Source organism: Delftia sp. PX-1 (genome assembly GCF_055797465.1).
On record NZ_CP184763.1, the window covers coordinates 5,205,127 to 5,229,925 of the forward strand.

The window sequence follows — 24,799 nt, forward strand, 5'->3', positions numbered from 1 at the left end:
GGCCTGGGCCGCTCAGGCCAGTGCCTGCACTGCCAAGCGCGGCAAGCCCGCCACCAGCTCGCGCCATCCCGGCAGTTCGGCCAGGCCCGGTTTGCGCTCGCCAAAGAACATGGCCATCAGATCGCCCTGCGCGTCGAAGGCCTCGACCGAGGTGACCACGCCATCGGCCGTGGGCTTTTGCACGGCCCAGACGCTGGCGATCATGTCGCAGCGCAGATGCAGGTTGAAGCCCGGGTCCAGCACATTGATCCATTGCGCTCCGCCGGGCGTGCCCATGGGCTGGATGTTGTGCACGGGGCCGGTATGGATCTGGATGCAGCCGCCGCTGTCCACGAAGACCATGATGGGCAGCCCGTCCACCGCCGCATCGCCCAGCAACTGGGCCACGGACTCGGGTGCCAGCCGCGCGCAATGGCCGGGGACCAGGCGGAAGGCTTGCTGGCGCTCCACGCCGAACCGGCGCAGCAGGTCGAAGAATTCATGCGTGTCCTGAAGGGCATCCCAGGCGGCGCTCAGGCCGTGCACGTCGATGACCTTGTCGGACTGCGGCAGCGCTCTGGGCCGGGCATGGCGAAACAGGTATCCCGCGCTGGGCTCGGCAAAGCGCCGTACCAGCGCATCCCACGCTGCCATGTCGGTGGACTCGCGCGCATGGACCTTGTGCACGGCGCGGCCGTGGGCATTGAAGAACTGCAGGCTGTGCGTGGCCGGCCTTCCAGCCTGGGCGTGCTGCTCGGTCACGGCATAGCCGGCATGCCATTGGGCAAAGAACAGGCGCAGGTCGATCTCGCGGCCCAGCGCCAATCCCACGCCGCCGCTGGCCGAGAGCTTCTGGTACACGCCCGTCTTCTCATGCACCGTGGATTCATTGCGCGTGAGCGCCATCACGGTGCCGCAGTCCTGCAGCGCGCGCAGCACCTGCAGCCACTGCGCGCGCAGCGGCACGACCTGCAGGCCGCCGTCATGCAGGCCCGCGTGGGCGCCGATGGCGGCGCCTTCGGGCAGGCCCATGGATTCGGCGGCCTCCTTGGCACGCAGGCCGCTCTGGCGTGCCTGGGCAAAGCGCTGGCGCACGTCGGGCGCATTGACGGGAATCAGCAGGTCATCGCAGGCTGCGGCGGCGGTGGTGATCATTGCAGGGTCTCCAAAGGGGCATGCCAGAGCGCGTGGGCAACGGAGGGATGGCGGGTCTCGGCCGCCGCCTCGGCCCGGGGTGCGCGCTGCACGGCGCTGGCCTCGGAGACCGCCTGCCAGCGCCGCTGCAGGCGTTGCAGCAAGGCCCGCATGTCCGGCGAAAAGCTGCTGTCGCCGGACAGGCCCTGCAGTTGATCGGCCACCTTGCCGGCAATGGCGGGCCGGTGGGCCTCGCAGCAACCGTGGCCGAAGCCGGTCATCAGCGCCAGCGTGGCGGCCAGCTGGGCCTCGCCTTCGGCCAGCAGGTATTCCTCGTCACGGGCAAGGCTTTCACTCTCGGTACGGTGCATGGGGCTCTCCTTGCGTTGCAAAACATCGTTGGGACACGGGTCGCGGCGCCTGGCCTTCAGGCGCCGGGCTTCAGAAATCCTTGATCAGCGAGACGCGCGCATGGCGCCCCGGCTGGCTGTAGGCGTCGGCAATCGCCGTGGTGGCCAGCAGGCCGCGCACATCGGACCAGCGCCAGTACTTCCTGTCGGTCAGGTTGTAGATGCCGGCGTTCAGGCGCAGGTCGGGACGGATGCGCCATTGCGCGCTCAGGTCCAGCACCGTGGCCGAGGGGCTGAGCCAGGCCGTGCTGCCGTTGGACACGTCGCCGGCCTTCTTGCCGCTCCAGTGCGAGACGTTGAACTGCACGCCCACGACAGAGCGCTCGTAGCGCACGCCCAGCACCAGTTGCTGGGGCGAGATGGTGTCCAGCGGCTTGTCGGACTGCGTGTCCTTGCCGTCGGTGTAGCCGTAGGCCAGGCGCGTCTGCCAGTCGCCGCCGGCCCAGCGGCCCCAGTCGTAGTCGGCCTTGAGTTCGAAGCCGCTGATGCGGGCGCGGCCCACGTTGATGGACTGGTAGATGGCGGGGTTGGCCGCGTTGCCGGGCTGGCCCGCAACCAGTTGCTGGTCGACGATGAAGTCCTTGTAGCGTCCCCTGAACACGGCGGCGTCCAGGCGCAGCCTGTCCATGCGCCCGCGCAGGCCCAGCTCGAAGGTCTGGCTCTTTTCGGGCCGCAGGTCGGGATTCGGAATGTTGCGGTAGAACGCCACCGGGTTCTCGAAGAAGGCGTTGATCTGGCCGGCATTGGGGGCCCGGAAACCTGCCGCATAGTTGCCATAAACGGACCAGACCGGGCTGGCCTGCAGCATCACGCCCAGCTTGGGAGAGAGCGCGGAGTCCGAGTTGCTGACCACGGTGGGCACAAAGCCGTTCTGCCGGGGCTTGATGCTGTAGTGCTCTGCGCGCAGGCCCGGGGTCACGCTCCAGGGGCCGTTGTGCAGTTCGGCCTGGGCGAACAGGGCGGTGGCGCTTTCGGTGGTGTCGGGGAAGCGCTTGAGCGGGAAGCTCTCGCCCACGGGCGGCGTGATGCCGTTTTGCACGTTGACCACCTTGTTGCGGAGGTAGTCCAGCCCGTACGTGAACTTGCCGCTGGCCGAGGAACTCCAGCGCAGCAGGCGGCTGGCCTGGGCGTGCAGCTGGATCGCGTCCTCGTCATAGGTCACGTCGCGCTCGCGGTACGGCAGACCGATGCGCGTCTCGGTGACGAATTCGCGCGCGTCGGACTTCTGGTAGCTGGCCATCAGCTGCAGTTCGTCGGCCAGCGCCGTGCCCAGCTGCTGCCACTGGCCCTGCCAGCTGGCCCGCCAGCGCTTCATGTCGGTGCGCGAGTCGGAATTGGCCACGGTGGCCGAGCGCGCGGACAGCAGGGCGTAGTCGGCGCGCTTGTCCACGTTCTCGAAGGTGAAGACATGCTTTTGCACGGCGCTGGGCGTGAAGACCAGGCGGCCCATCAGCGATTCGCTGCGGTCTTTCTCGGGATTGGGCGTGGTGCGCGCCGCGCCCGTCACGTTGTTCGTGCCCATGTTCTCCAGCGCACGGGAGCGGCCCAGGCCCGCCGACAGCAGCCAGGCCCATTCGGGGCTGACTCGGCCCGCCACGGTGGCGCCCAGCTTGCGGCCGTTGTCCGAGCCGTCATAGCCGGCAGCCACGCGGCCGGCGATGCGCTTGTCCCTGCCCAGCAGATCGTCTGGCTGCACGGTCACGAAGTTGACCAGGCCGCCCATGCCGTCCGATCCATACAGCGCGGGCGTGGAGCCGCGCAGGATTTCCACGCGCTGCACCAGGCCCAGGTCCAGGTAGTCGCGGCCGAAGCTGTTGGCGCTGAAGCTGTAGCTGCGCGGCAGGCGCACGCCATCGACCAGCATGAGCACGCGGTTGCCATCCAGGCCACGGATGTTGAAGCCGCTGTTCTGGTCACGCCCGGCCGACGAGGCCGCCAGCGAGAAGCGCGCCGGGGCGCGCGGCACATCGACATTGGGCAGCAGGTTGACCATCTCGCGGATGTCGCTGGCCTGCTCGCGCTCCATGCGGCCGGCGTCGATCACGTCGATGCTCATGGGCAGGGTGTCAGGGTCCTGCACCTCGCGCGAGGCGCTGATCACCATCTCCTTGAGGGCCGGGGCACGGGTCCGTGCCCCGGGTGCGGCCTGCGCCAGCAATTGCGTGTCGGCATCTCCGGCGTTTGCGGCATTTGCCGCGTCTGCGGCGGCCTGCCCCGGCCCCTGGGCCAGGGCAGCGGAGGCGCACAGCAGCGCGCAGGCGGCGGCCAGGGGATGGCGCGCCCGCCGGGCGCATGATTGCATTGCGAAGTCGTAAGCCATTGCGAAGCCCTCTCTCTCTGATCAACATGGATGTGCGAGAGCTGGCTTCTGGTTGCAGCGGCTGGCGGTCGGCCCGCCAGCCGTTGGCGCGTCATGTGCTGGCTGGATGAAGAAAAATTATATGCGAATAGTTCTCATTCATTGATTTGATCTGGCGCATAGGCCCTGGAGCAATCCCTGCTGGCACACCGGGCTGCTGGACAGCCATCTGTGTGCCACCTGCGCCGGCAAGGCACGCGCCTGACAGCGCCGGAATGAAAAAAGGCCCGGATGCCGAGGCATCCGGGCCCTTTCTCACGCCTGTTCAGCTCAGTGGCGGATCAGGTGGTCGAAGGCCGACAGCGCAGCCGTGGAGCCGGCACCGGCAGCGATGATGATCTGCTTGTACGGCACGTTGGTGCAGTCGCCTGCGGCGAACACGCCGGGCACGCTGGTGTGGCCCTTGGCATCGATCACGATCTCGCCGAAGCGGGTCAGCTCCACCGTGCCCTTGAGCCAGTCGGTGTTGGGCAGCAGGCCGATCTGCACGAAGATGCCTTCCAGCGCCACGGTCTTGACCTCTTCCGTCGTGCGGTCCTTGTAGGTCAGGCCGGTGACCTTCTTGCCGTCGCCGTTGACCTCGGTGGTCTGGGCGTTGAGGATGACGGTCACATTGGGCAGGCTCTTGAGCTTCTTTTGCAGCACGGCATCGGCCTTGAGCTCGCTGGCGAACTCCAGCAGCGTCACGCTGCGCACGATGCCGGCCAGGTCGATGGCCGCTTCCACGCCCGAGTTGCCGCCGCCGATGACGGCCACATTCTTGCCCTTGAACAGCGGTCCGTCGCAGTGCGGGCAGTAGGTCACGCCCTTGGTGCGGTACTTGTCCTCGCCCGGCACGTTCATGTTGCGCCAGCGCGCGCCGGTCGAGAGGATGACGGTCTTGGCCTTGAGGCTGGCGCCCGAGGCAGTCTGCACCTCGATCAGCCCGCCTTCCGTGGCAGCCGGAATCAGTTTGGAGGCCGTCTGCAGGTTCATGATGTCCACCTCGTAGTCGCGCACATGGCGCTCCATGGCGGCGGCCAGCTGAGGGCCTTCGGTCTTGGAGACCGAGATGAAGTTCTCGATGTCCACGGTGTCCAGCACCTGGCCGCCGAAGCGCTCGGCGGCAATGCCGGTGCGGATGCCCTTGCGTGCCGCATAGATGGCAGCGGCCGCGCCGGCGGGGCCGCCACCGACGATCAGCACGTCGAAAGCGTCCTTGGCGGAAATCCTGGCCGCTTCACGCGAAGCGGCGCCGGTGTCGACCTTGGCGACGATCTCGGCCAGCTCCATGCGGCCCTGGCCGAAGCGCTCGCCATTGACGAAGACCGTGGGCACGCCCATGACTTCGCGCTGCTCGACTTCCTTCTGGAACAGCCCGCCGTCGATGGCGGTGTGGCTGATCTTGGGATTGAGCACGGACATCAGGTTCAGCGCCTGCACCACGTCCGGGCAGTTGTGGCAGGACAGCGAGTAGTAGGTCTCGAAGTGCAGCGGCACGTCGATATTGCGCACCTGCTCCAGCAGTTCGGCCGATTCCTTGGACGGATGGCCGCCGACCTGCAGCAGGGCCAGCACCAGCGAGGTGAATTCATGGCCCAGGGGGACGCCTGCGAAACGCACGCCGCTGTCCACGCCGGGATTGGTGATCAGGAACGAGGGCTTGCGCACCTCGGCGTCGTTGTGCTCGACGACGGTGATCTTGTCGCTCAGCTCGCGGATTTCCAGCAGCAGTTCCTTCAGCTCGCGCGCACCCTGGCTGTCATCCAGCGAAGCCACCAGCTCCACCGGACGCTGCAGGCGCTCCAGGTAGGCCTGCAATTGGGCTTTCAGGTTGTTGTCAAGCATGTCGGACTCCTAGGGAAATACGAATTTTCGGAAAAAAAAGCCCGGGCGCCAGGCACCCGGGCGTCTTCAACAGTTCAACTGTGAACAGGAAGCGGTGTACCGCTTAGATCTTGCCGACCAGGTCGAGCGAAGGAGCCAGGGTCTTGTCGCCTTCTTCCCACTTGGCGGGGCAGACTTCACCGGGGTGGTTGCGGACATACTGGGCAGCCTTGACCTTGCGCAGCAGGTCGACGGCGTTGCGGCCGATGCCTTCGGCGGTGATTTCCACGGCCTGGATCACGCCATCGGGGTCGACGATGAAGGTGCCGCGGTCAGCCAGGCCCTGGCCGGGACGCAGGACTTCGAAGTTGTTGCTGATTTCCCAGGTGGGATCGCCCAGCATCGTGTACTTGATCTTGCGGATGGTGTCCGACGCGTCGTGCCATGCCTTGTGCACGAAGTGGGTGTCGGTGGACACGGAGAACACTTCCACGCCCAGCTTTTGCAGTTCGTCGTAGTGGTCGGCCACGTCGCCCAGCTCGGTGGGGCACACGAAGGTGAAGTCAGCGGGGTAGAAGAAGAACACGGCCCACTTGCCCAGGACGTCCTTTTCGGTCACTTCGATGAACTTGCCATTCTTGAAGGCCTGCGTCTTGAAGGGCTTGATTTGGGTGTTGATCACGGACATTGCTGTTTCCTTTGTGGTTGGTGAGTGAACACAGGACGAAGTCTAGGCCCAGGCCATCGATTGATCCAATGAATTGATTGAATTCATCCGATTGCCAAAAACTATGTGAACATCCTTGTCTCCAGGCCTGCGGGCTTGACCAGCCCGCCACCGGCCTGAAGAGGCTATTTTGGGCCGAAATATGACAAGGCAATGCAGCAACCCCGCAGCCGCGTCAGCATGCCGGCCCGCAAACGAGAACGCGCCTCATAAGCAGCCAATGCGTGATAACAGGGGTTTGCTTGATCTGACGCAGAAACCCTAGACAATCCACCCCTATAGCGGCCGGCGATCGGCGCGGTCCCCCACGTACAACAAAGGAGTTCCCCATGCAAGGCGACGCACAAGTCATCACCTGGCTGCAAGCCCAGCTCAAGAACGAGCTGACGGCCATCAACCAGTACTTCCTGCACTACCGCATGTACAAGCACTGGGGCTTCGACAAGCTGGCCAAGAAGGAATACAAGGAGTCCATCGGCGAGATGAAGCACGCCGACTGGCTCATGGACCGCATCTTCGTGCTCGACGGCCTGCCCAACCTGCAGGACCTGGGCAAGCTGCAAGTCGGCGAGGACGTGCCCGAAGCCCTGGCTTGCGACCTGAGCAGCGAGAAAACCGCGCAGCAGACCATCAAGGACGGCATCGCCCACTGCGAAAGCGTGCGCGACTACGTCTCGCGCGACCTGCTGCAAAAGATCCTGGACGATACCGAGGAGCACATCGACTACCTCGAAACCCAGCTGGACCTGATCGACAAGGTCGGCATCCAGAACTATCTGCAGTCGCAGATGGACGAAGAGTCCTGAGCACCGGACTCAGGGGCGGCGGCACAGGCTGCGCCCCGCACGCGAAACGACGGGCCTGTGTGCCCGTTTTTTCATCTCATGGCCCAGCTATCGGTCACTCGTCGGCGTATCGCAGCGGAAACAGAAGCAGAAAGGTCGTGCCGGTCTGCGCGGCCGACTGCACCTCGATCGTGGCGTCCAGCAATTCCGCCAGCCGCTTGACGATGGACAGGCCTATCCCCTCGCCTGCGCCGCTGCGGTAGCGGGCCGCCGCGACGCCGGGCCGTGGCTCGCCCCCGGCGCGGACCTCTGCGGAGGCCGCCGACGTCAGATGGCCCGAAGGGTCCAGGTCCGTGGCGTGCTTGAGGGCGGCAACCAGGGGCGCCGCCGGCTCCATGCCGGGGCCCGTATCCCCGATGGAGAGCATCCAGCGGCGCTGGTCCTCCCCATCACCAAGGGCCCACTTCACCGTGACGCCGCCCTCCTGGGTGTACTTGAGCGCGTTGAGCACCAGGTTCTGCGCGATGCGGCGCAGTTTCAAGGCATCCCCCTCCACCGGCATCGTCCCCGGCCCCTGCAGGTGCAGGTACAGGCCGCGATCGTTGGCCAGGGCCTGCAGTCCCTCGCACAGATGGGTGATCACCTGGGCTGCGTCAAAGGAGGTCAGCTGGCGATGCTCGCGCCCGGCATGCAGCTTGGCCAGCTCCGTCACGTCATCCAGCAGATGTCGCAGCGACTGGACGTTGCGGTCCAGCATGCGCAGGAGTTTCTCGCGGGACTGCGCCGGCGCATGCTGCATGCCCAGGCCATGCGTCACATTGGCCACCACGCCGACGTTGCTGCGCAGGTCATGCGCAACCTGCTCCCACAGTTGCGAGCGCTGCAGGTCCAGCGCGCTCAGGTCATGCAGCGCCGCTTCCAGGTCCCGGACATGACCCTCGGCCTCCTGCTGCTGCAGGCGGAAATACTGGGTGCTGCTGTCCTGAACGTCGCGGGTATAGGTGGCGGCCCAGGCCTTGCGCGCAACGGGCATGGCGACGTGCGCATCAGGGCGCCCCTGGGCATAGTCCTCCAGCTGCGCCACCATGACTTCGTTGAGCAGCCCCAGCTCGCGCACGACTTCATGCAGGTCATAGCCCTGCTGCCAGCGGTGCAGGCCGTGGGCGGCGGCCTGCTCGCCATCGCCCGGCGGCTCGGCGGTGTCTGCCGGTGCACCACCCAGGGTCCGCAGTTGCTGCTCGAACGCGGCCAGCACGGCCGGGATGTGATCGTTCAGCTGGGTTCGGGGAAGCGCCTCACCAGCGGTCAGCGCCGGGTCCCGCCTGACGGCCTTGCGCCATGTCTGCAAGAGTCCTTCGCGCTGCGCCTCTAGGGCGTCTGCCAGTATGCAGAGTTCATTTCCTTGGCTTGTCATGGATCGGCATCCGGGCGGTCTGTGGATAGGGAAAAAATGCGCTGCGCCGATGATGGTAAGGCCAAAAACCCGGCCGATCAGGCACGGGCTGGCGTGCCTACAGGCCGGTGGGAAAGTGCACGCCCGCGCGCTGGGCCGCCTGCACGATGTGGGTGGCCATGGCCTGCTGGGCCAGTTCGGGATGGCCGCGGGACAGGGCATCGATGATGGCCGCATGCTCCTCGGTGGTCGCATGCCGTGCGCCCCGCTTGTAGAACGGCAGGCGCTGGCTTTCCTGCATGACCTCGCCGCTGCCGCGCAGCACGTCGGCGATGGCATGGTTGCCCGAGATGGTGGCGATCTGCAGGTGGAACTCGAAATCCAGTCGCGTGGCCTGCACGAAATCGGCCCGCTCTATGCTCTGCTGCATGGCCTGCAGATTGGCCTGCAGGGCCTGCACATCCTCAGGCTGCACCACCAGGGCCGCCAGGCGCGCCACAAAGCCCTCCAGCGCGTAGCGCAGCTGATAGACATCGGTGAGCGCATGCGAGTCGGCAAAGCGCCAGGCGTCTGCGGCCGCAGCCTCGGGCGCCTCGGTCACGTACATGCCCTTGCCAGGCCGGGCCACGACCAGGCCCAGCCCCTGCAGCGTGGACAGCGCCTCGCGCAGCGAGGTGCGGCTGATGCCCAACTGCTCCGACAGGTCGCGCTGCGAAGGCAGGAGCGAGCCCACCGGATACACGCCGCCCTCGATCCACTCGCGGATCACGCGGGCGGCATTGCCGGCAACGGCGGTGCTGGCAGGGTTGCCGGCGGGTGTGCTGATGGCGGTGCTGGGTTCCATGCGTTGGCGGATCTCTGGCCCGGGGGCGGTGCGCCGATCTTAGCGACTGCGCGCCTCGCCCGCCGGTTCACGCGCCCTGTCCGGCGCTACTTGTTGACCAGTTTGGCGGGCACGGTATAGGTCAGGAAGGCCCCGAACAGCAGCACGCCGGCCAGCACGAACATGGCCGCATTGGTGCTCTGCGTCGCATCCTTGATGAGGCCGATCATGTAGGGGCTGATGAAGCCGGCCAGGTTGGCGAAGGAGTTGATCAGCGCAATGCCGGCCGCAGCGCCTGCGCTGGACAGGATGGCCGTGGGCAGGCTCCAGAACAGTGGCGAGGTTGCCAGGCTGCCGCCCGCGGCCAGCGCCAGGGCGGCCAGCGACAGGTAGACGTTGCCGCTGAAGATGGCCGACAGCATCAGGCCCGCCGCGCCCACGCAGAACGGAACGATCAGGTGCCAGCGGCGCTCGCGCATGCGGTCCGAGCTGCGGCTGACCAGGTTCATGGACACCACGGCCACCGAAAACGGCACGGCCGTCAGCAGGCCGATCTGGAAGGCACCCTCCACGCCCGACTGGCGGATCAGGCTGGGCAGCCAGAACGTGAGCCCGTACTGGCCCATGACGGTGCAAAAGCAGATCATGGCCATCTTGATGATGCGCGGGTCGGAAAACAGTGCGCGCAGCGTGACGTGGCTGTCGCTCTTGCTGGCGTTCTCGCGAGCGATGTTGCGCTCCAGCAGGGTCTTTTCCGCCTCGGTCAGCCAGCGCGCTGCGCGGATGCTGTTGTCCAGGTACCAGAGCACGGCCAGGCCCAGGATCAGCGAGGGAATGGCCTCGATCAGGAACAGCCATTGCCAGCCGCGCAGCCCCGCCACGCCCTGCATCAGGTCCATGATGCCGCCCGACAGCGGTCCGCCCAGGATGCCCGAGACCGGGATCGCGCACATGAACAGCGCCACCATGCGGGCGCGCCGGTACGAGGGAAACCAGTAGGTCATGTACAGGATCATGCCGGGGTAGAAACCGGCCTCGGCCGCGCCCAGCAGGAAGCGCAGCACGTAGAACTGCGTGGGCGTGGTCACGAACATCATGGCCGCCGAGATCAGGCTCCACATGATCATGATCCGCGAGATGGTGGCCTTGGCTCCTATGCGGTGCATCAGCATGTTGCTGGGCACCTCGAAGAAGAAATAGCCGATGAAGAACAGCCCCGCGCCCAGGCCGTACATGGCCTCGCTGAACTGCAGGTCGGCCAGCATGTGCAGCTTGGCAAAGCCCACGTTCACCCGGTCCAGATAGGCCGCCACGTAGCAGGCCATGATGAAGGGCAGCAGGCGCCAGGCCACCTTGCGGTAGACGGCTGCCTCGGCCGGCGTTTCGCTGGACAGCGCCGGGGCCGCGCCGGCGGCCTCGGCGGATGCGGGAAGTGATGACATCAGGAAGTCCTTGGTTGAAGGGTTGCGATCAACTGGTATGACCGGTCTGAAAATACGGAGCGAATGTTGCCCTCCCCGCCGGCCAATGCACACTCGCATTTACCCGAACCACCGCAAATGACGCGCAGGACATAGGCTGGCGTCACTCAGGTTTGACAAAATCCCCAGGCAACAGCAAACTGGTAATACCAGTATGAAAACAAGAGGCAATACTTCGTGAGTACCTTGTCAGAAACCCGCCCCGCCCGCCTTCGCCTGCGCGTCCAACCGCTGACCGCCGAAGCCTTTGCCGAGTTTGGCGAGGTCATCGACAGTGCAGGCCACACGCCGCTGCTGATCAATGACGGCATGACCGAGCGCTACCATGCCCTGGCCCGCGTGGACACGGGCGGCAGCGAGGGCCATGCGCTGATCAACCTGTTCCACGCCCGCCCCTATGCGCTGCCCCTGCAGCTGACGAGCATGGAGCGCCATCCCCTGGGCAGCCAGGCCTTCATGCCGCTGGACGCCCAGCCCTTCATCGTGGTGGTTGCGCCCCTGGGAGAGCAGGTGGCGCCCGGCGACCTGCGCGCCTTCATCACCAACGGACGCCAGGGCGTGAACTACCGCCGCGGCGTCTGGCACCACTCGCTGATTGCCCTGAACGCGCCCGCGCGCTTCATCGTGGTGGACCGGGGAGGCCCTGGCGACAACTGCGACGTGGTGCCCATCGGCGATGCCGAAGGCGTTGTGCTGGAGCTGGACAGCGCGCAGGACTGAATGGCCCTGCCCCAATGAACAAAGCCGCCCGAGGGCGGCTTTGTTCATTGGGCGACGGCGGCTCAGGCAGGCACCAGGAAGTCGCGGCTGATGCCCTGACCCAGGTCGTGCACGCGATCCAGGAACTGCGTGAGATAGGCGTGCAGGCCCGTGGCCAGGATTTCGTCGATGCGCGCATAGCGCAGGTCAGCCAGCAGGCGGCCCGCCTTGCGCTGGGTCTCGCGCGACTGGTCGTTGGCCACGCTTTCCAGGTTGGCCACCACTTCCAGCATGCTGGCCAGCAGCGAGCGCGGCATGTCGCTGCGCAGCATCAGCAGCTCGGCCACGCGCTCGGGCGTGATCACGTCGCGGTAGACCTTGCGGTAGACCTCGAAGGCCGAGACGCTGCGCAGCAGCGCGCTCCAGTGGTAGAAGTCGAAGGGCGTGGCCCCTTTGCCCGACGCTCCGTTGCGCGCGCTGCCATGGTAGTCGCGCTCGATGGCGTGGAATTTCACGTCCAGCAGGCGCGCCGTGTTGTCGGCGCGCTCGATGAAGGTGCCCAGGCGCAGGAAGTGGAAGGCCTCGTCCTGCAGCATGGTGCCCAGTGTCACGCCGCGCGACAGGTGCGAGCGGTGCTTGACCCATTCGAAGAACTGGCCCGGATCGCGCTCCCAGTCCCCCTCGGCCAGCAGGCGCTTGAGTTCCAGCCAGGTCTGGTTCTGGGTCTCCCAGGCCTCGGTGGTCAGCGCCCCGCGCACGGCACGCGCATTCTCCCGCGCAGCGCGCAGGCAGGAGGCGATGGACGATGAGTTGCTCTCGTCGCGCACCATGAAGTGCAGCACGGCCTCTCGCTGCACCTCGCCGTGGCGGGAGGCATAGGCGGGGATCAGCTCGCTGATGGACAGCACGCCCTGCCAGGCCTTGCGCGCCGCCTGAGGCGCCTGGGGCAGCATGGAAGTGTCATAGGAGACGTTGAGCATGCGGGCAGTGTTCTCCGCACGCTCCGTGTAGCGGGACATCCAGTACAGATGATCGGCAGTACGGCTGAGCATTCAATGTCCTCCCTCGTTTGACTCACCGGCCCCGAGCACCCAGGTGTCCTTGGTGCCGCCGCCCTGTGATGAATTGACCACCAGCGAGCCTTCCTTGAGCGCCACGCGCGTGAGGCCGCCGGCCACCATGCGTACCTGATTGCCGCTGAGCACGAAGGGACGCAGGTCGATATGCCTTGGCGCGATGCCCTGCTCCACCAGGGTGGGGCAGGTGGACAGCGCCAGCGTGGGCTGCGCGATGTAGCCGCCGGGATTGGCGATGAGCGCGCGGCGGAAATCCTCTATCTCGCCGCGCGAGGCAGCAGGCCCGATCAGCATGCCGTAGCCACCGGCGCCATGGACTTCCTTGACCACCAGCTCATCCAGGTGGTCGAGCACGTAGCGCAGGTCGTCGGGCTTGCGGCACAGCCAGGTCGGCACGTTCTGCAGAATGGGTTCCTCGCCCAGGTAGAAGCGGATCATCTCCGGCACATAGGGATAGACCGATTTGTCGTCGGCCACCCCCGTGCCCGCCGCATTGCAGATGCTGACGTTGCCCGCGCGGTAGGCGCGCATGAGGCCGGGGCAGCCCAGCGTGGAGGTGGGACGGAAGACTTCGGGGTCCAGAAAATCATCGTCCACGCGCCGGTAGATCACGTCCACGCGCTGCAGGCCGCGCGTGGTGCGCATGTAGACCACGTCCTTGTCCACCACCAGGTCCTGGCCCTCGACCAGCTCCACGCCCATCTGCTGGGCCAGGAAGGCGTGCTCGAAGTAGGCGCTGTTGTACATGCCGGGCGTGAGCACCACCACCGTGGGCTCGGGCGTGCCGGCCGGAGCGCTGGCGCGCAGCGTCTCCAGCAGCATGTCGGGATAGTGGGCCACGGGCTCCACGGGATGACGGGAGAACAGGTCGGGGAACAGCCGCATCATCATGCGGCGGTTCTCCAGCATGTAAGACACGCCCGAAGGCACGCGCAGGTTGTCCTCCAGCACGTAGTACACGCCCTCGCCCTGGGCATTGGCGGCACGCACGATGTCGATGCCGGCGATGTGGGCGTAGATGCCGCCCTGCACGGCAAGGCCCCGCATCTCGGGGCGGTACTGGCTGTTGTTCAGCACCAGCTCGCGCGGCAGCAGGCCCGCGCGCAGGATTTCCTGGTCGTGGTAGACGTCGTGCAGAAAGCGGTTGAGCGCCGTCACGCGCTGCACCAGGCCTGCCTGCATGCGCTCCCATTCATGGGACGGGATGACGCGCGGAATCAGGTCGAAGGGAATGAGGCGCTCGGTGCCGGCGCCACTTTCATCCTTGTCGCCGTAGACGGCGAACGTGATGCCTACGCGCCGGAAGATGATCTCGGCCTCGGCGCTGCGCGCTCGCAGCGTCTGTTCGGACTGGCGCGCAAGCCATTGCGCATAGTCCTTGTAGTGCAGGCGCACATCGCTGCCGTCGAACGGCGTCATCGTGTACATCTCGTCAAATGGATGCATTCGTCACCTCCTGTCGCTGCATGTGTACGAGGTAAAGCAAGCTGCGGGCCAGCCCTCGTATCGCACCAGTGTAGCGATAGGTAACCTCAATCCGGACAAGCGGTATCCAGCATATGCCGGCTGCGCGGCCATCGGCACCCGTCCTATCCGCCCTGCCTCTGCGTGATGTGCCTGACGTGCGTGACATGCATGTCCCAGTAACGGCGCGCCCGCTCGCGCTCGCAGACCAGCTGTGCGGGATCGGCAGAGCGCCAATGCGCTGCGCCGCAGCGGGCCGACTGCACCACACTGGAGCCGTTGGCCTCATAGCGCCGCACCACCTCGGGGACCGGGTGTCCATAACGGCTGCGGTATCCCGCCTGAACCATGGCCCAGCGCGGTGCCAGGGCCTGCACCAGAGCGGTGCTCGATGAGGTGCGGCTGCCGTGGTGCGGCACCAGCAGCCACTGCACGGGCGTGAAGGCGCCGGCCTGCGCCAGCGCCCTTTCCTGTGCAGCCTCGATATCGCCGGCCAGCAAGGCCTGCACCCCGGATGCCGAACGCAGCAGCAGCACGCAGCTGCCCGCATTGGCGTGGGCCAGGGCCTGCGCGGCCGGCAGCGGTTCGCCCGCGGGTGGATGCAGCACCTGCATCTGCACGCCATCCCACTCCCACTGCTGGCCGGCCTCACATCGGCGCACGGCGCCCAGGCCGGCCAGAGCGGGGTCCAGGATCACGGAGTCCGATCCCCAGACCTCGGCCTGCGGCTGCGCGGCATGCACGGCCAAGGCACCGCCCGTATGGTCGCCGTCGCGGTGGCTGAGCCACAGCGCATCCAGGCGCAGCCCCAGGGCCTGCAGCAGCGGCACCAGCACCCGTTCGCCGGCATTGCTGTCCATGCCGTACTGCGGACCCGTGTCATACAGCAGGGCGTGCCGGGCCGTGCGCAGCAGCACGGCATTGCCCTGGCCTATGTCCACGGCCATCAAATCGAACTCGCCATGTGCCGGTGCGGCCGGCGGCCACCACAGGGCCGGCAGGCACATGGCCAGGCCCCAGCAACGCCATCCGGCCGGCACCGGAGCCACCAGCGCCAGGCCTGCACCCAGCGCAGCCAGCCCCGCCCACAGCGGCGGCTGCGGCAGCTGCAACACGGCCCAGCCCCACCGGTCCAGCCACTGCAGCAGTTCCAGCAGCGGCGCCAGCGCCAGCGCCGCGCCCGTCCAGAACGGGGGCCACAAGGCCCCCAGCAAGGCCAGTGGCGTGGCCACGAAAGTCACCCAGGGAATCGCGGCCAGATTGGCCAGCAGCCCCGACAGCGACAGCTGGCCAAACAGCATCAGCCCCAGCGGCGCCAGCGCCAGAGTGATGCGCCACTGCTCACCCCACAACGCCAGGGCACGGGCGGGCAGCGACGGCCGCACCGCGCCCTGCATGCGTGCATCGGTCGCCAGCAGCACGCCCACGGCCACAAAACTCAGCCAGAAGCCCGCCTGCCACAGGGCCCAGGGATCGAGCACGACAACCACGGCCAGCGCCAGGCACCACACGGCGGGCCAGGGCCAGCGCAGCCCTGTGACGCGCAACGCGGCCACCGTTGCCAGCATGCACACCGTGCGCTGCGCCGGCAGACCCCAGCCGCTGAACAGGGCGTAGCCGCCCGCCAGCAGCACGCCGGCCAGCAGCGCCGCCTGCGGTGCCGGGCACCACAGGCAGGCCCGGGCACTGCAACGCCACAGTCGCCCCACGACCAGCGCAGCCAGCCATGCGAACAGGGTGATATGCAGTCCGGAAATACTCATCAAATGGGCCACGCCGGTATGGCGGAACAGCGTCCAATCGTCACGCGCAATGGCCTGCTGATCGCCCATGGCCAGGGCGGCCACCACGCCCAGCATGCGCGGCGACTGCGCGGGGTCCATGCCTACGCGCTGCATGGCTTGCGCGAGTGCGGCTGCCCGGTTCACGATGGCCTCGCGCATCTGCTGGCGCCAGCGCTGCAGGGCGTAGGCGCCGGTGTCGGCCAGCAGGCTCGCCGCTGGCTGTTCGCGCACATAGCCCGTGGCCTGCACGCCCTGCTCCCACTGCCACAGCTCATAGTCGAAACCGTGGGGATTGCGCGCGCCATGCGGGCGCTTGAGCCGCACGGACAGGTCCCAGCGCTGGCCCGGGCGCAAGACGGGCAGCGACTCTGCGGCGCCCTTGGACGCCCGGCCCCGGGCTGCGTACCAGGACAGCTCGATCAACCCGGGAAACGGCGCCAGGGCCTCTTCGCGGCCCGCGATCTGCGCCTGCTCCACGGCCATGCGCCAGCGCACGCCCTGGGCCATGTTCTGGGGCAGCGATGCCACGACGCCGACGATGCGCAGGTCACGCCCTTCCAGCTGCGGCGACAGCGCGTGGCCCGCAAAGTCCTGGGCACGCCAGCCTGTCAGGCCGGCCACCAGCGAGGCTGCGCAAGCGGCGACCCACAGGCCGCTGACCGCGCCGCGGCGGCCGCCGGCCCGGGCCGGCCGGACCTGTCCTGACAGACACAGCAAGGCCAGCAAGGCCAGGCCCATCATCAGCAGATACATCCACAGCGGCCACAGCTGCGGCTGCGTGACCTGCCAGGCGGCACCGACCACGCAGCCGAGCAGCCACGGCGTCCACGAAGACGATGAAGGAGTGGGTGCAGGGACCACAGCGCGCATCCAGGCATGCTAGAAGCAGGTGCCTCGAAGCCGCCGTGCTCCGACTCAGATTCGGACAAGAATCAGACTGGCGCATGCCCATCCCCTGACATGCCAGGGTGCACGGGGGCTGTGTCACACTGTCCGCCACCCCGGCACTGGCGCCGGATTTTTCTTGTCTCGAAGGAATCAACGATGAGCGTTTACGAACAACTGAAGGCCCTGAACATCGAACTGCCGTCGCCTGCCATCCCGGCGGCGGCCTACGTGCCCTATGTGCAGACGGGCAATCTGGTGTTCCTGAGCGGACATATCGCACGCAAGGACGGCAAGGTCTGGGCAGGCCAGCTGGGCCGTGATCTGCAGACTGCCGACGGCCAGCAGGCCGCGCGCGCCATCGCCATCGACCTGATGGGCACGCTCCAGCACGCCGCCGGCGGCGACCTGGGCCGCGTGCGCCGCATCGTCAAGCTGATGTGCCTGGTCAACTCCACGGGCGACTACACCGAGCAGCACCTGGTGGCCAACGGCTGCAGCGAGCTGCTGGGCCAGGTCTTCGGCGATGCCGGCACGCATGCGCGCAGCGCCTTCGGCGTGGCCCAGATCCCGCTGGGCTCCTGCGTGGAAATCGAGCTGATCGCCGAACTGGCCTGATCGGCATGCCGCCGCACGGCGCCGCCGTGCTCGCAGGCGGCTAGAAACTCTCCCATTGGCCATCCTCGGCTGCCGGTGCGGCGGGCCGGGGCGCCGAGGCCAGCTTGGGCGCCGCCTCCCTTGCTGCAGCAGGCCGCGCGGCAACCGGCCCGACAGCCGCAGGCGCCACGGCTGCTGCCGGCCGCCTTGGCGCTGCGGCCGCGCTGTGCGCAGTGCGCACCGCCGGCGCAGCCTGCCTTGCGAGCGTCGTCGGCGAGGGCGCCAGGTGCGCCACCTTGAACACCGCCACAGTCCGCGACAGCTGCTCGGCCTGCTCACGCAGGCTTTGCGCCGCGGCCGCGCTTTGCTCGACCAGGGCCGCGTTCTGCTGCGTCATCTGGTCCAGCTGTCCCACGGCCTGATTGACCTGGGCCACGCCCGCGCTTTGCTCCGAAGAGGCCGCCGTGATCTCGCCGATGGTGTCGGCCACGCGCTGCACGGACTGCACGATGCCCTCCATGGTGGTGCCGGCATCGCCCACCAGGCGGGCGCCGTCCTCCACCCGCTCCACCGAAGCGCCGATGAGCTGGCGTATCTCCTTGGCAGCCGCCGCGCTGCGCTGGGCCAGCGTGCGCACCTCGCTGGCCACCACGGCAAAGCCCCGGCCCTGCTCGCCGGCGCGGGCCGCCTCCACGGCGGCGTTCAGCGCCAGGATATTGGTCTGGAAGGCAATGGAGTCGATGACGCCGACGATGTCGGCAATCTGCCGGCTGCTGTCGTTGATGCCTTTCATGGTCTCGACCACCCGGGCCACGACCTCACCGCCGCGCTGGGCCACCTGTGACGCGCCCGCCGCCAGGCTGCTGGCCTGCTGCGCACTGCTGGCGCTTTGCTGCAGCGTACTGGTGAACTGCTCCATGGCGGCAGCGGTCTCCTGCAGGTTGCTGGAGGTCTGCTCGGTGCGCACGGACAGGTCGTGGTTGCCGGTGGCAATCTCGGCACTGGCGATGGCAATGCTGTCCGTGCTCTGGCGCACCTGCTGCACCATGCCCGACAGCGATTCGCTCATGGCCTGCAGCGAGCGCAGCAGGTCGCCGAATTCGTCAGCGCGCTGTGTCTGTCCCTGCGCGGCTGCGCTCAAGTCGCCTGCGGCAATGCGTTCGGCCAGTTCCCTGGCCTGGGCCAGGGGACGGCGGATGCTGGCAATCAGGAAATGGGCGCCGATGACGATGCACAGCAGCAGCACGCCCACGGCCGCAGCGGCAAAACCCACGGTGAGCCTGCGCGAGGCTGCCGTCTCTTCCTGGCTGCTGCGCACCACCTGCTCCTGCATCTGCACGAAGTCGCGCAGCGACTGCAGATAGGCATCCACGGCAGGGTTGTAGGATTGCTTGACCAGGGCCAACGCCTGCTCCTGCCGGCCGTCGGCCTTGAGCTGGCGTGCCTGGGCACGCAGTTCGATCATGGTCTTGCGGGCTGCCGCAATCCTGGCCATCTGCGCCTTGTCTGCGTCGGACAGGGGCATGGCTTCCAGTGATTTCTGCACTTCGGTGATCCGCGCCGAGGTGGCGCTGATCACGTCCTTGAACTCGGCCTCGACGGCAGCATCACTGCTGACCACCAGGGCCTGGGTGCGGGCCGCATTGGTTTCGGTCAGCCCCATCCAGCGCACGGCGGCCTGGACCCGCGCCTGCATCTCCTGGGTGACGGCCTCGGACCGGGCCTGGACCTGGGCCGAGCGATAACCCGACAAGCCGACCACGCCCACCAGCGCCACCACGATGGCGGCCACGGCAAGCCACAGCTTGTGTGCCATGCGAAGTCGCAGCATATGCAGTCTCCCTCATGTTGGAAGACTCCATGTTGAGGCCTGCAGCAGGGCCCGGAGGCCGGAAAAACCCAGAGAAAACCCCTGATCCGCCCCTTTCGCGGAAGGCATTGCAGGGGCAGATGCGCTCTTTACTCCACGCGCGTCACGCTTTGCGGCTTGAAGCCCAGGTCGGCCGACTTGCCCTTGCGGCCGCGCGTGCCACGGGCATTGTTGAGACTGCGGATCTCCAGCGTCTCGCTGCGCTCCTTGCCGCCGCGGCCCAGGCCATCGATGCGGATGCTGCGCGTGTAGGCGGCAGCGCCCGCCAGGGTGTCCTTGTCCTCCAGGTCGAGCAGCATCAGCCCGCGGCCGCCCTTGGCCATGTGCTTGAGGCTGGCGATCTCGAAGGTGAGGATGCGGCCGCCCGTGGAGGCGCAGATCACATGCGTGGCCGGCAGCAGCAGGCCCGCGCCCTGCTCGCCTTCCTGCGGCTCGGCGCGTGCACCCATGGGCACGCCGTAGGCCGTGGACGGGGCGCACAGCGTCTCGCCGTCGGCCAGCGTCACGAAGGCCTTGCCCGCCTTCTGGCGCGAGACCATGTCGCCCACCATGGCCACGAAGCCGTAGCCGCCCGACCCCGACAGCAGCAGCGCCGTTCCTTCGGCTCCCGCGAAGTAGTACAGGATCTGGGTGCCGGCCTCCAGCTCGATGAGCGTGGTCACGGGCTGGCCATCGCCGCGCCCGCCGGGCAGCTGCGACACCGGCACCGAATAGACCCGGCCATTGCTGCCGAAGGCCAGCAGCTGGTCCACCGTGCGGCACTCGAAGGTGCCGTGCAGGCTGTCGCCGGCCTTGAAGCTGAGCGTGCCCGCATCGACGCCATGGCCCTGGCGCGTGCGCACCCAGCCCTTGTCCGAGATGATGACCGTCACGGGCTCATCGACCACCTTGACTTCGGCGACCACCTTCTTTTCTTCCTGGATCAGCGTGCGGCGCGCATCGGCGAACTGCTTGGCGTCGGCCTCGATCTCCTTGCAGATCAGGCGGCGCATGACGCTATCACTGCCCAGGATGTCTTCGAGCTTGCCCTGCTCGACGCGCAGTTCCTTGAGTTCCTGCTCGATCTTGATGGCCTCCAGCCGCGCCAGCTGGCGCAGGCGGATTTCCAGAATGTCGTCGGCCTGGCGCTCGGACAGCGCAAAGGCATCGATCAGCGCCTGCCTGGGCTCGTCGCTGGCCCGGATGATGGCGATGACCTTGTCGATGTTCAGCAGCACGGCCTGACGGCCTTCGAGGATGTGGATGCGGTCCAGCACCTTGGCCAGCCGGTGCTGGCTGCGCCGCGTGACCGTGGTCTGGCGGAAGGCGATCCATTCCTCGAGCATCAGGCGCAGGCTTTTCTGCACCGGCCGGCCATCCAGGCCGATCATGGTCAGGTTGATGGAGCTGGACGACTCCAGGCTGGTGTGCGCCAGCAGCGCCGTGACCAGCTCCTGCTGCGGCACCTTGCCGGTCTTGGGCTCGAAGACCAGGCGCACGGGCGCATCCTTGCTGGACTCGTCGCGCACGCCGTCGAGCACGGCTAGCATGCTGGCCTTGAGCTGGGTCTGTTCCTGGCTCAAGGCCTTCTTGCCGGTCTTGACCTTGGGATTGGTGATGTCCTCGATCTCTTCGAGCACCTTCTGCGCCGAGACGCCGGGCGGCAGCTCGGTCACCACCATCTGCCACTGGCCGCGCGCCAGCTCCTCGATCTTCCAGCGCGCGCGCAGCTTGAGGCTGCCGCGCCCCGTGCGGTAGGCATCCTGGATGTCGGAGGCGCTGCTGATGATCTGCCCGCCACCCGGATAGTCGGGGCCGGGGATGATCTGGAACAGTTCCTCGTCGCTGAGCTGCGGCCGCTTGATCAGGGCCACGCAGGCGTCGGCCACCTCGCGCAGGTTGTGGCTGGGGATTTCCGTGGCCAGGCCCACGGCAATGCCGCTGGCGCCGTTGAGCAGGGCGAACGGCAGGCGCGCGGGCAGCTGCTGCGGCTCCTGCGTGCTGCCGTCGTAGTTGGGCACGAAGTCCACCGTGCCCATGTCGATCTCGTCGAGCAGCAGGCCCGTGATCTTGGACAGGCGCGCCTCGGTGTAGCGCATGGCCGCTGCGCCGTCGCCGTCGCGGCTGCCGAAATTGCCCTGGCCATCGACCAGCGGATAGCGCTGGTTGAAGTCCTGGGCCATGCGCACCAGCGCGTCGTAGGCCGACTGGTCGCCGTGCGGGTGAAAGCGCCCCAGCACATCGCCGACCACGCGCGCGCTTTTAACGGGCTTGGCCGCCGTGTTGTGGTTGGGGCCGCTGTAGCTCAGGCCCATGCGGTCCATGGCGTACAGAATGCGCCGCTGCACGGGCTTGAGGCCGTCGGTGACATCGGGCAGTGCCCGGCCCTTGACGACAGACAGTGCGTATTCAAGGTAGGCGCGCTGTGCGTACTGGCCCAGGTCCAGGGCATCGCCGGCCGCCTGTTGGGCCAGATCCAGAGTGTTTTGATCGCTCATGAAGAAATTCGTGATCTCAATAAATGCAGTGAAGGCCGCTCATCGCGGCGATGGCAGCCCTGTGGACAAGGTCATCCGTATCCGGGGCGCTGTGCCAGGCTGTGCCGCCACCGCAGGCGCTGCCTGGCCCGCACGCTGGCGCCCGCCCTGCAGCTGCTCGTAGATACCGAGCACGGCCTTCACGTAATTGCGGGTTTCCTGATAGGGAGGAATGGCCTGCCCCGCACGCCGCACGGCACCCTCGCCCGCGTTGTAGGCGGCCAGCACCAGGTCCAGCCGCCCGGGGAACAGCCCCATCAGATGGTTGAGGTAGCGCGCGCCGGCCGGCACGTTGACGGCCGGGTCGGCCAGTTGCTGCTGCACGCTGCGCTGGCGGCTGGCCTCCACGCCGAAGCGCTGGGCCGTGGCGGGCATCAGCTGCATCAGGCCGACTGCGCCCTTGGGCGAGATGGCCTGCGCGTCAAAGCCCGACTCGACGGCAATCACGGCTTTGAGCAGGTCGTAGTCCACCCCCGTGTGGTCCGCCGCCTTGCGCAGGTGGCCGCGCACGCTCTTGTAGCGCGGCGAGATGTCGAAGAAGCTTTGCATCCGCGTGCTCGCCTGCAGCCTGCGCCCGGCATCGCTGCCGCCGTCATCGTCGGCAGCGGCCTCGGCTTCCACCAGCGGAGGCTTGAGTCCCTGCTCGGTGCTGTCATACAGCGAGCCGCGGAAGTAGAGCTTGTAGCGCTCGTCCAGCGCCTGCGCGGCGAAGTGCGTGATGCCGCGCTCGTCCACGAAGGCCCAGAGATCGGCATGCGCGGGCTGCGCCACCCCCCACAGCGCCAGGGCCGCGCCCAGCGCTGCAAGCGCGCGCGCGGCAGCGGCGCGCGCAGGGTCCGGGCGGTGCGGAAGGTGCTGTGGGGCAGCCGGGCGCAGGGGCATGGGGATCAGATATCCACTTCGATGGCGTCGCCGTGCAACTCCATCAGCTCGCGGCGCGCCGCAGCCTCGCCCTTGCCCATCAGCTTGGTGACGACCTGCTCGGCCGCCGCAAAGTCCAGATTCATGAACTGCACGGGCAGCAGGCGGCGCGTGTCGGGGTTGAGCGTGGTTTCCCACAGCTGCTCGGCATTCATCTCGCCCAGGCCCTTGAAGCGGCTGATCTGGCATTTCTCGCGCGGCACGCCATCCTTGGCGGACTTGTCGAGGATGGCGGTCAGCTCGCCCTCGTCCAGCGCGTACATCTTGGCTGCTGGCTTCTTGCCGCGCGCAGGCACATCGACGCGGAACAGCGGCGGAAGCGCCACATGGATGTGGCCGGCCTCGATGAGCTTGGGGAAGTGGCGGAAGAACAGCGTGAGCAGCAGCACCTGGATGTGCGAGCCGTCCACGTCGGCATCCGAAAGAATGCAGATCTTGCCGTAGCGCAGGCCGGACAGCTCAGGCGTGTCATGGGGGCCATGCGGGTCCACGCCGATGGCCACCGAGATGTCGTGGATCTCGTTGTTGGCGAACAGGCGGTCACGGTCGACTTCCCAGGTGTTGAGCACCTTGCCGCGCAGGGGCAGCACGGCCTGGGTTTCCTTGTCGCGTCCCATCTTGGCGCTGCCGCCGGCCGAGTCGCCCTCGACCAGGAAGACCTCGTTCAGGCTCAGGTCGCGGCTTTCGCAATCGGTGAGCTTGCCGGGCAGCACGGCCACGCCCGAGCCCTTGCGCTTTTCGACCTTCTGGCCCGCCTTCTGGCGTGTCTGGGCGGCCTTGATGGCGATCTCGGCCAGCTTGCGGCCCCATTCCACATGCTCGTTGAGCCACAGCTCCAGCGCAGGGCGAACGTAGCCGCTGACCAGGCGCACGGCATCGCGCGAGTTCAGGCGCTCCTTGATCTGGCCCTGGAACTGCGGGTCCAGCACCTTGGCATTGAGCACGTAGCTGGCGCGCGCGAAGACGTCGTCAGGCATGAGCTTGACGCCCTTGGGCAGCAGCGAATGCATCTCGATGAAGGCCTTGACCGCCTGGAACAGGCCGTCGCGCAGGCCGCTGTCGTGCGTGCCGCCGGCCGTGGTGGGGATCAGGTTGACATAGCTTTCGCGCAGCGGCGCGCCATCCTCGGTGAAGGCCACGCACCAGGCGGCGCCCTCGCCTTCGGCAAAGCTGTCGTGGTTGCGGTCGGCAAAGCCCTCGCCTTCGAACAGGGGGATGACGGCCTCGCCATGCAGGCTTTGCTGCAGATAGTCGCGCAGGCCGCCCTTGAACTGCCAGGTCTGGGTGTCGCGCGTCTTCTCGTTGACCAGGGTCACCGACACGCCGGGCATGAGCACGGCCTTGCTGCGCAGCAGATGCATCAGCTCGCCCATGGGCAGCTGGGAGGATTCGAAGTAGCGGGCATCGGGCCACACGCGCACGGTCGTGCCCTGCTTGCGCTCGCCCGCGGCCAGCGGCCGCGACTGCAGGGGTTCGACCACGTCGCCGCCCGAGAAGGCGATGGTGGCCACCTTGCCCTCGCGGTGGATGCAGGCCTCAAGGCGCGTGGCCAGCGCATTCGTGACCGAGACGCCCACGCCATGCAGGCCGCCCGAGAAGCTGTAGGCGCCGCCCTTGCCCTTGTCGAACTTGCCGCCCGCATGCAGGCGGGTGAAGACCAGCTCCACCACGGGCGCCTTTTCCTCAGGGTGCATGCCGAAGGGGATGCCCCGGCCGTCGTCCTCGACGCTGTAGGAGCCGTCGGAATGCAGGGTGAAGCGGATTTTCTTGCCGAAGCCGGCCAGCGCCTCGTCGGCCGCGTTGTCGATCACCTCCTGCAGCACATGCAGGGGGTTGTCGGTGCGCGTGTACATGCCGGGACGCTGCTTGACGGGCTCCAGGCCCTTGAGCACGCGTATCGAGCCTTCGGAGTATTCGCTGGCGGAAGTGGGAGATGGTTTGACTGCCATGGGGGCGGATTGTAGTGCGCGGCCCGGCTCAGTGCTGGATACATTCACAGTCATTGACATTGACTATCCCGAAAAAGCCAGTGCCGCCAAGGGCTACGAAGTGCCGCGCTGGCGCATGGGCGACCCACGCGTCGCAGCGCA

Annotated in this window: 18 protein-coding genes; 3 read left to right on the plus strand and 15 right to left on the minus strand. The window is 67.3% G+C overall.

Annotation, left to right across the window (positions count from 1 at the left end; all coding sequences use genetic code 11):
* Positions 1 to 12 precede the first annotated feature (12 nt).
* The 5 genes from ACN20X_RS23795 to ahpC all read right to left on the minus strand — a co-directional run bounded on the left by ACN20X_RS23795 (position 13) and on the right by ahpC (position 6,376).
* Positions 13 to 1,134: a hemin-degrading factor gene (locus tag ACN20X_RS23795; RefSeq protein WP_473209980.1), complete on the minus strand. Its 1,122-nt coding sequence runs from the start codon at positions 1,132 to 1,134 to the stop codon at positions 13 to 15.
* On the minus strand, positions 1,131 to 1,484 hold the full coding sequence (locus ACN20X_RS23800; protein ID WP_209801596.1) for a hypothetical protein: 354 nt from the start codon (positions 1,482 to 1,484) through the stop codon (positions 1,131 to 1,133). The genes ACN20X_RS23795 and ACN20X_RS23800 overlap by 4 nt, the downstream gene beginning before the upstream one ends.
* A 70-nt stretch (positions 1,485 to 1,554) precedes the next feature.
* Complete coding sequence (locus tag ACN20X_RS23805) at positions 1,555 to 3,843, minus strand: TonB-dependent hemoglobin/transferrin/lactoferrin family receptor (protein WP_473209981.1); 2,289 nt, start codon at positions 3,841 to 3,843, stop codon at positions 1,555 to 1,557.
* Between the two features lie 309 nt (positions 3,844 to 4,152).
* On the minus strand, positions 4,153 to 5,709 hold the full coding sequence (gene ahpF, locus ACN20X_RS23810; protein WP_016451263.1) for an alkyl hydroperoxide reductase subunit F: 1,557 nt from the start codon (positions 5,707 to 5,709) through the stop codon (positions 4,153 to 4,155).
* 103 nt (positions 5,710 to 5,812) lie between these two features.
* Positions 5,813 to 6,376: an alkyl hydroperoxide reductase subunit C gene (ahpC, locus tag ACN20X_RS23815; RefSeq protein WP_016447610.1), complete on the minus strand. Its 564-nt coding sequence runs from the start codon at positions 6,374 to 6,376 to the stop codon at positions 5,813 to 5,815.
* Positions 6,377 to 6,744: 368 nt separating this feature from the next.
* Between ahpC and bfr the strand changes: the two genes are divergently transcribed.
* A complete protein-coding gene (gene bfr, locus ACN20X_RS23820) occupies positions 6,745 to 7,221 on the plus strand; it encodes a bacterioferritin (protein ID WP_016447611.1) in 477 nt (158 codons plus the stop codon).
* 94 nt (positions 7,222 to 7,315) lie between these two features.
* Here the strand turns inward: bfr and ACN20X_RS23825 are convergent, their stop codons facing one another.
* The 3 genes from ACN20X_RS23825 to ACN20X_RS23835 form a co-directional block, all read right to left on the minus strand.
* Positions 7,316 to 8,548, minus strand: a complete 1,233-nt coding sequence (locus ACN20X_RS23825; RefSeq protein ID WP_232356984.1) for a sensor histidine kinase — start codon at positions 8,546 to 8,548, stop codon at positions 7,316 to 7,318.
* 163 nt (positions 8,549 to 8,711) lie between these two features.
* On the minus strand, positions 8,712 to 9,437 hold the full coding sequence (locus ACN20X_RS23830) for a FadR/GntR family transcriptional regulator (protein ID WP_016447613.1): 726 nt from the start codon (positions 9,435 to 9,437) through the stop codon (positions 8,712 to 8,714).
* A gap of 86 nt (positions 9,438 to 9,523) precedes the next feature.
* A complete protein-coding gene (locus ACN20X_RS23835) occupies positions 9,524 to 10,858 on the minus strand; it encodes an MFS transporter (RefSeq protein ID WP_016447614.1) in 1,335 nt (444 codons plus the stop codon).
* 216 nt (positions 10,859 to 11,074) lie between these two features.
* Between ACN20X_RS23835 and ACN20X_RS23840 the strand changes: the two genes are divergently transcribed.
* On the plus strand, positions 11,075 to 11,617 hold the full coding sequence (locus ACN20X_RS23840; protein WP_016451261.1) for an ureidoglycolate lyase: 543 nt from the start codon (positions 11,075 to 11,077) through the stop codon (positions 11,615 to 11,617).
* 62 nt (positions 11,618 to 11,679) lie between these two features.
* On the opposite strand, the gene ACN20X_RS23845 is transcribed toward ACN20X_RS23840, so the two are convergent.
* From ACN20X_RS23845 to ACN20X_RS23855, 3 genes are all read right to left on the minus strand, one after another.
* Entirely contained in the window at positions 11,680 to 12,648 is a 969-nt protein-coding gene (locus tag ACN20X_RS23845; RefSeq protein ID WP_016447616.1) for an alpha-E domain-containing protein, read from the minus strand.
* Positions 12,649 to 14,118, minus strand: coding sequence for a circularly permuted type 2 ATP-grasp protein (locus ACN20X_RS23850; protein WP_016447617.1), 1,470 nt, complete (start codon positions 14,116 to 14,118; stop codon positions 12,649 to 12,651).
* A 143-nt stretch (positions 14,119 to 14,261) separates the two neighbouring features.
* Positions 14,262 to 16,790, minus strand: a complete 2,529-nt coding sequence (locus ACN20X_RS23855) for a DNA internalization-related competence protein ComEC/Rec2 (RefSeq protein WP_473209982.1) — start codon at positions 16,788 to 16,790, stop codon at positions 14,262 to 14,264.
* 174 nt (positions 16,791 to 16,964) lie between these two features.
* Here ACN20X_RS23855 and ACN20X_RS23860 point away from each other — a divergent pair, with 174 nt between their 5' ends.
* Positions 16,965 to 17,423 carry a RidA family protein gene (locus ACN20X_RS23860; protein WP_012206880.1) on the plus strand — a complete coding sequence of 153 codons (459 nt, stop codon included), beginning with the start codon at positions 16,965 to 16,967 and terminating at the stop codon, positions 17,421 to 17,423.
* A gap of 40 nt (positions 17,424 to 17,463) precedes the next feature.
* Here ACN20X_RS23860 and ACN20X_RS23865 read toward each other — a convergent pair whose 3' ends face one another.
* The 4 genes from ACN20X_RS23865 to ACN20X_RS23880 all read right to left on the minus strand — a co-directional run bounded on the left by ACN20X_RS23865 (position 17,464) and on the right by ACN20X_RS23880 (position 24,658).
* Positions 17,464 to 19,233: a methyl-accepting chemotaxis protein gene (locus ACN20X_RS23865; RefSeq protein WP_074920989.1), complete on the minus strand. Its 1,770-nt coding sequence runs from the start codon at positions 19,231 to 19,233 to the stop codon at positions 17,464 to 17,466.
* Between the two features lie 128 nt (positions 19,234 to 19,361).
* The gene (gene parC / locus ACN20X_RS23870; RefSeq protein ID WP_016451257.1) at positions 19,362 to 21,749 is read right to left on the minus strand and encodes a DNA topoisomerase IV subunit A; all 2,388 of its coding nucleotides are present in this window, start codon (positions 21,747 to 21,749) and stop codon (positions 19,362 to 19,364) included.
* Positions 21,750 to 21,788: 39 nt separating this feature from the next.
* Positions 21,789 to 22,670: a lytic transglycosylase domain-containing protein gene (locus ACN20X_RS23875; RefSeq protein WP_016447622.1), complete on the minus strand. Its 882-nt coding sequence runs from the start codon at positions 22,668 to 22,670 to the stop codon at positions 21,789 to 21,791.
* Positions 22,671 to 22,675: 5 nt separating this feature from the next.
* Positions 22,676 to 24,658, minus strand: coding sequence for a DNA topoisomerase IV subunit B (locus ACN20X_RS23880; protein ID WP_473209983.1), 1,983 nt, complete (start codon positions 24,656 to 24,658; stop codon positions 22,676 to 22,678).
* Between the last annotated feature and the right edge of the window lie 141 nt (positions 24,659 to 24,799).

Coding starts and splice junctions, on each gene's coding strand:
- ACN20X_RS23855 (WP_473209982.1), bottom strand. CDS start 16,790: ATGCGCGCTGTGGTCCCTGCACCCACTCCTTCATCGTCTTCGTGGACG.
- ACN20X_RS23865 (WP_074920989.1), bottom strand. CDS start 19,233: ATGCTGCGACTTCGCATGGCACACAAGCTGTGGCTTGCCGTGGCCGCC.
- ACN20X_RS23845 (WP_016447616.1), bottom strand. CDS start 12,648: ATGCTCAGCCGTACTGCCGATCATCTGTACTGGATGTCCCGCTACACG.
- ahpF (WP_016451263.1), bottom strand. CDS start 5,709: ATGCTTGACAACAACCTGAAAGCCCAATTGCAGGCCTACCTGGAGCGC.
- ACN20X_RS23875 (WP_016447622.1), bottom strand. CDS start 22,670: ATGCCCCTGCGCCCGGCTGCCCCACAGCACCTTCCGCACCGCCCGGAC.
- ACN20X_RS23805 (WP_473209981.1), bottom strand. CDS start 3,843: ATGGCTTACGACTTCGCAATGCAATCATGCGCCCGGCGGGCGCGCCAT.
- ACN20X_RS23880 (WP_473209983.1), bottom strand. CDS start 24,658: ATGGCAGTCAAACCATCTCCCACTTCCGCCAGCGAATACTCCGAAGGC.
- ACN20X_RS23830 (WP_016447613.1), bottom strand. CDS start 9,437: ATGGAACCCAGCACCGCCATCAGCACACCCGCCGGCAACCCTGCCAGC.
- ACN20X_RS23860 (WP_012206880.1), top strand. CDS start 16,965: ATGAGCGTTTACGAACAACTGAAGGCCCTGAACATCGAACTGCCGTCG.
- ACN20X_RS23850 (WP_016447617.1), bottom strand. CDS start 14,118: ATGCATCCATTTGACGAGATGTACACGATGACGCCGTTCGACGGCAGC.
- bfr (WP_016447611.1), top strand. CDS start 6,745: ATGCAAGGCGACGCACAAGTCATCACCTGGCTGCAAGCCCAGCTCAAG.
- ahpC (WP_016447610.1), bottom strand. CDS start 6,376: ATGTCCGTGATCAACACCCAAATCAAGCCCTTCAAGACGCAGGCCTTC.
- parC (WP_016451257.1), bottom strand. CDS start 21,749: ATGAGCGATCAAAACACTCTGGATCTGGCCCAACAGGCGGCCGGCGAT.
- ACN20X_RS23800 (WP_209801596.1), bottom strand. CDS start 1,484: ATGCACCGTACCGAGAGTGAAAGCCTTGCCCGTGACGAGGAATACCTG.
- ACN20X_RS23835 (WP_016447614.1), bottom strand. CDS start 10,858: ATGTCATCACTTCCCGCATCCGCCGAGGCCGCCGGCGCGGCCCCGGCG.
- ACN20X_RS23795 (WP_473209980.1), bottom strand. CDS start 1,134: ATGATCACCACCGCCGCCGCAGCCTGCGATGACCTGCTGATTCCCGTC.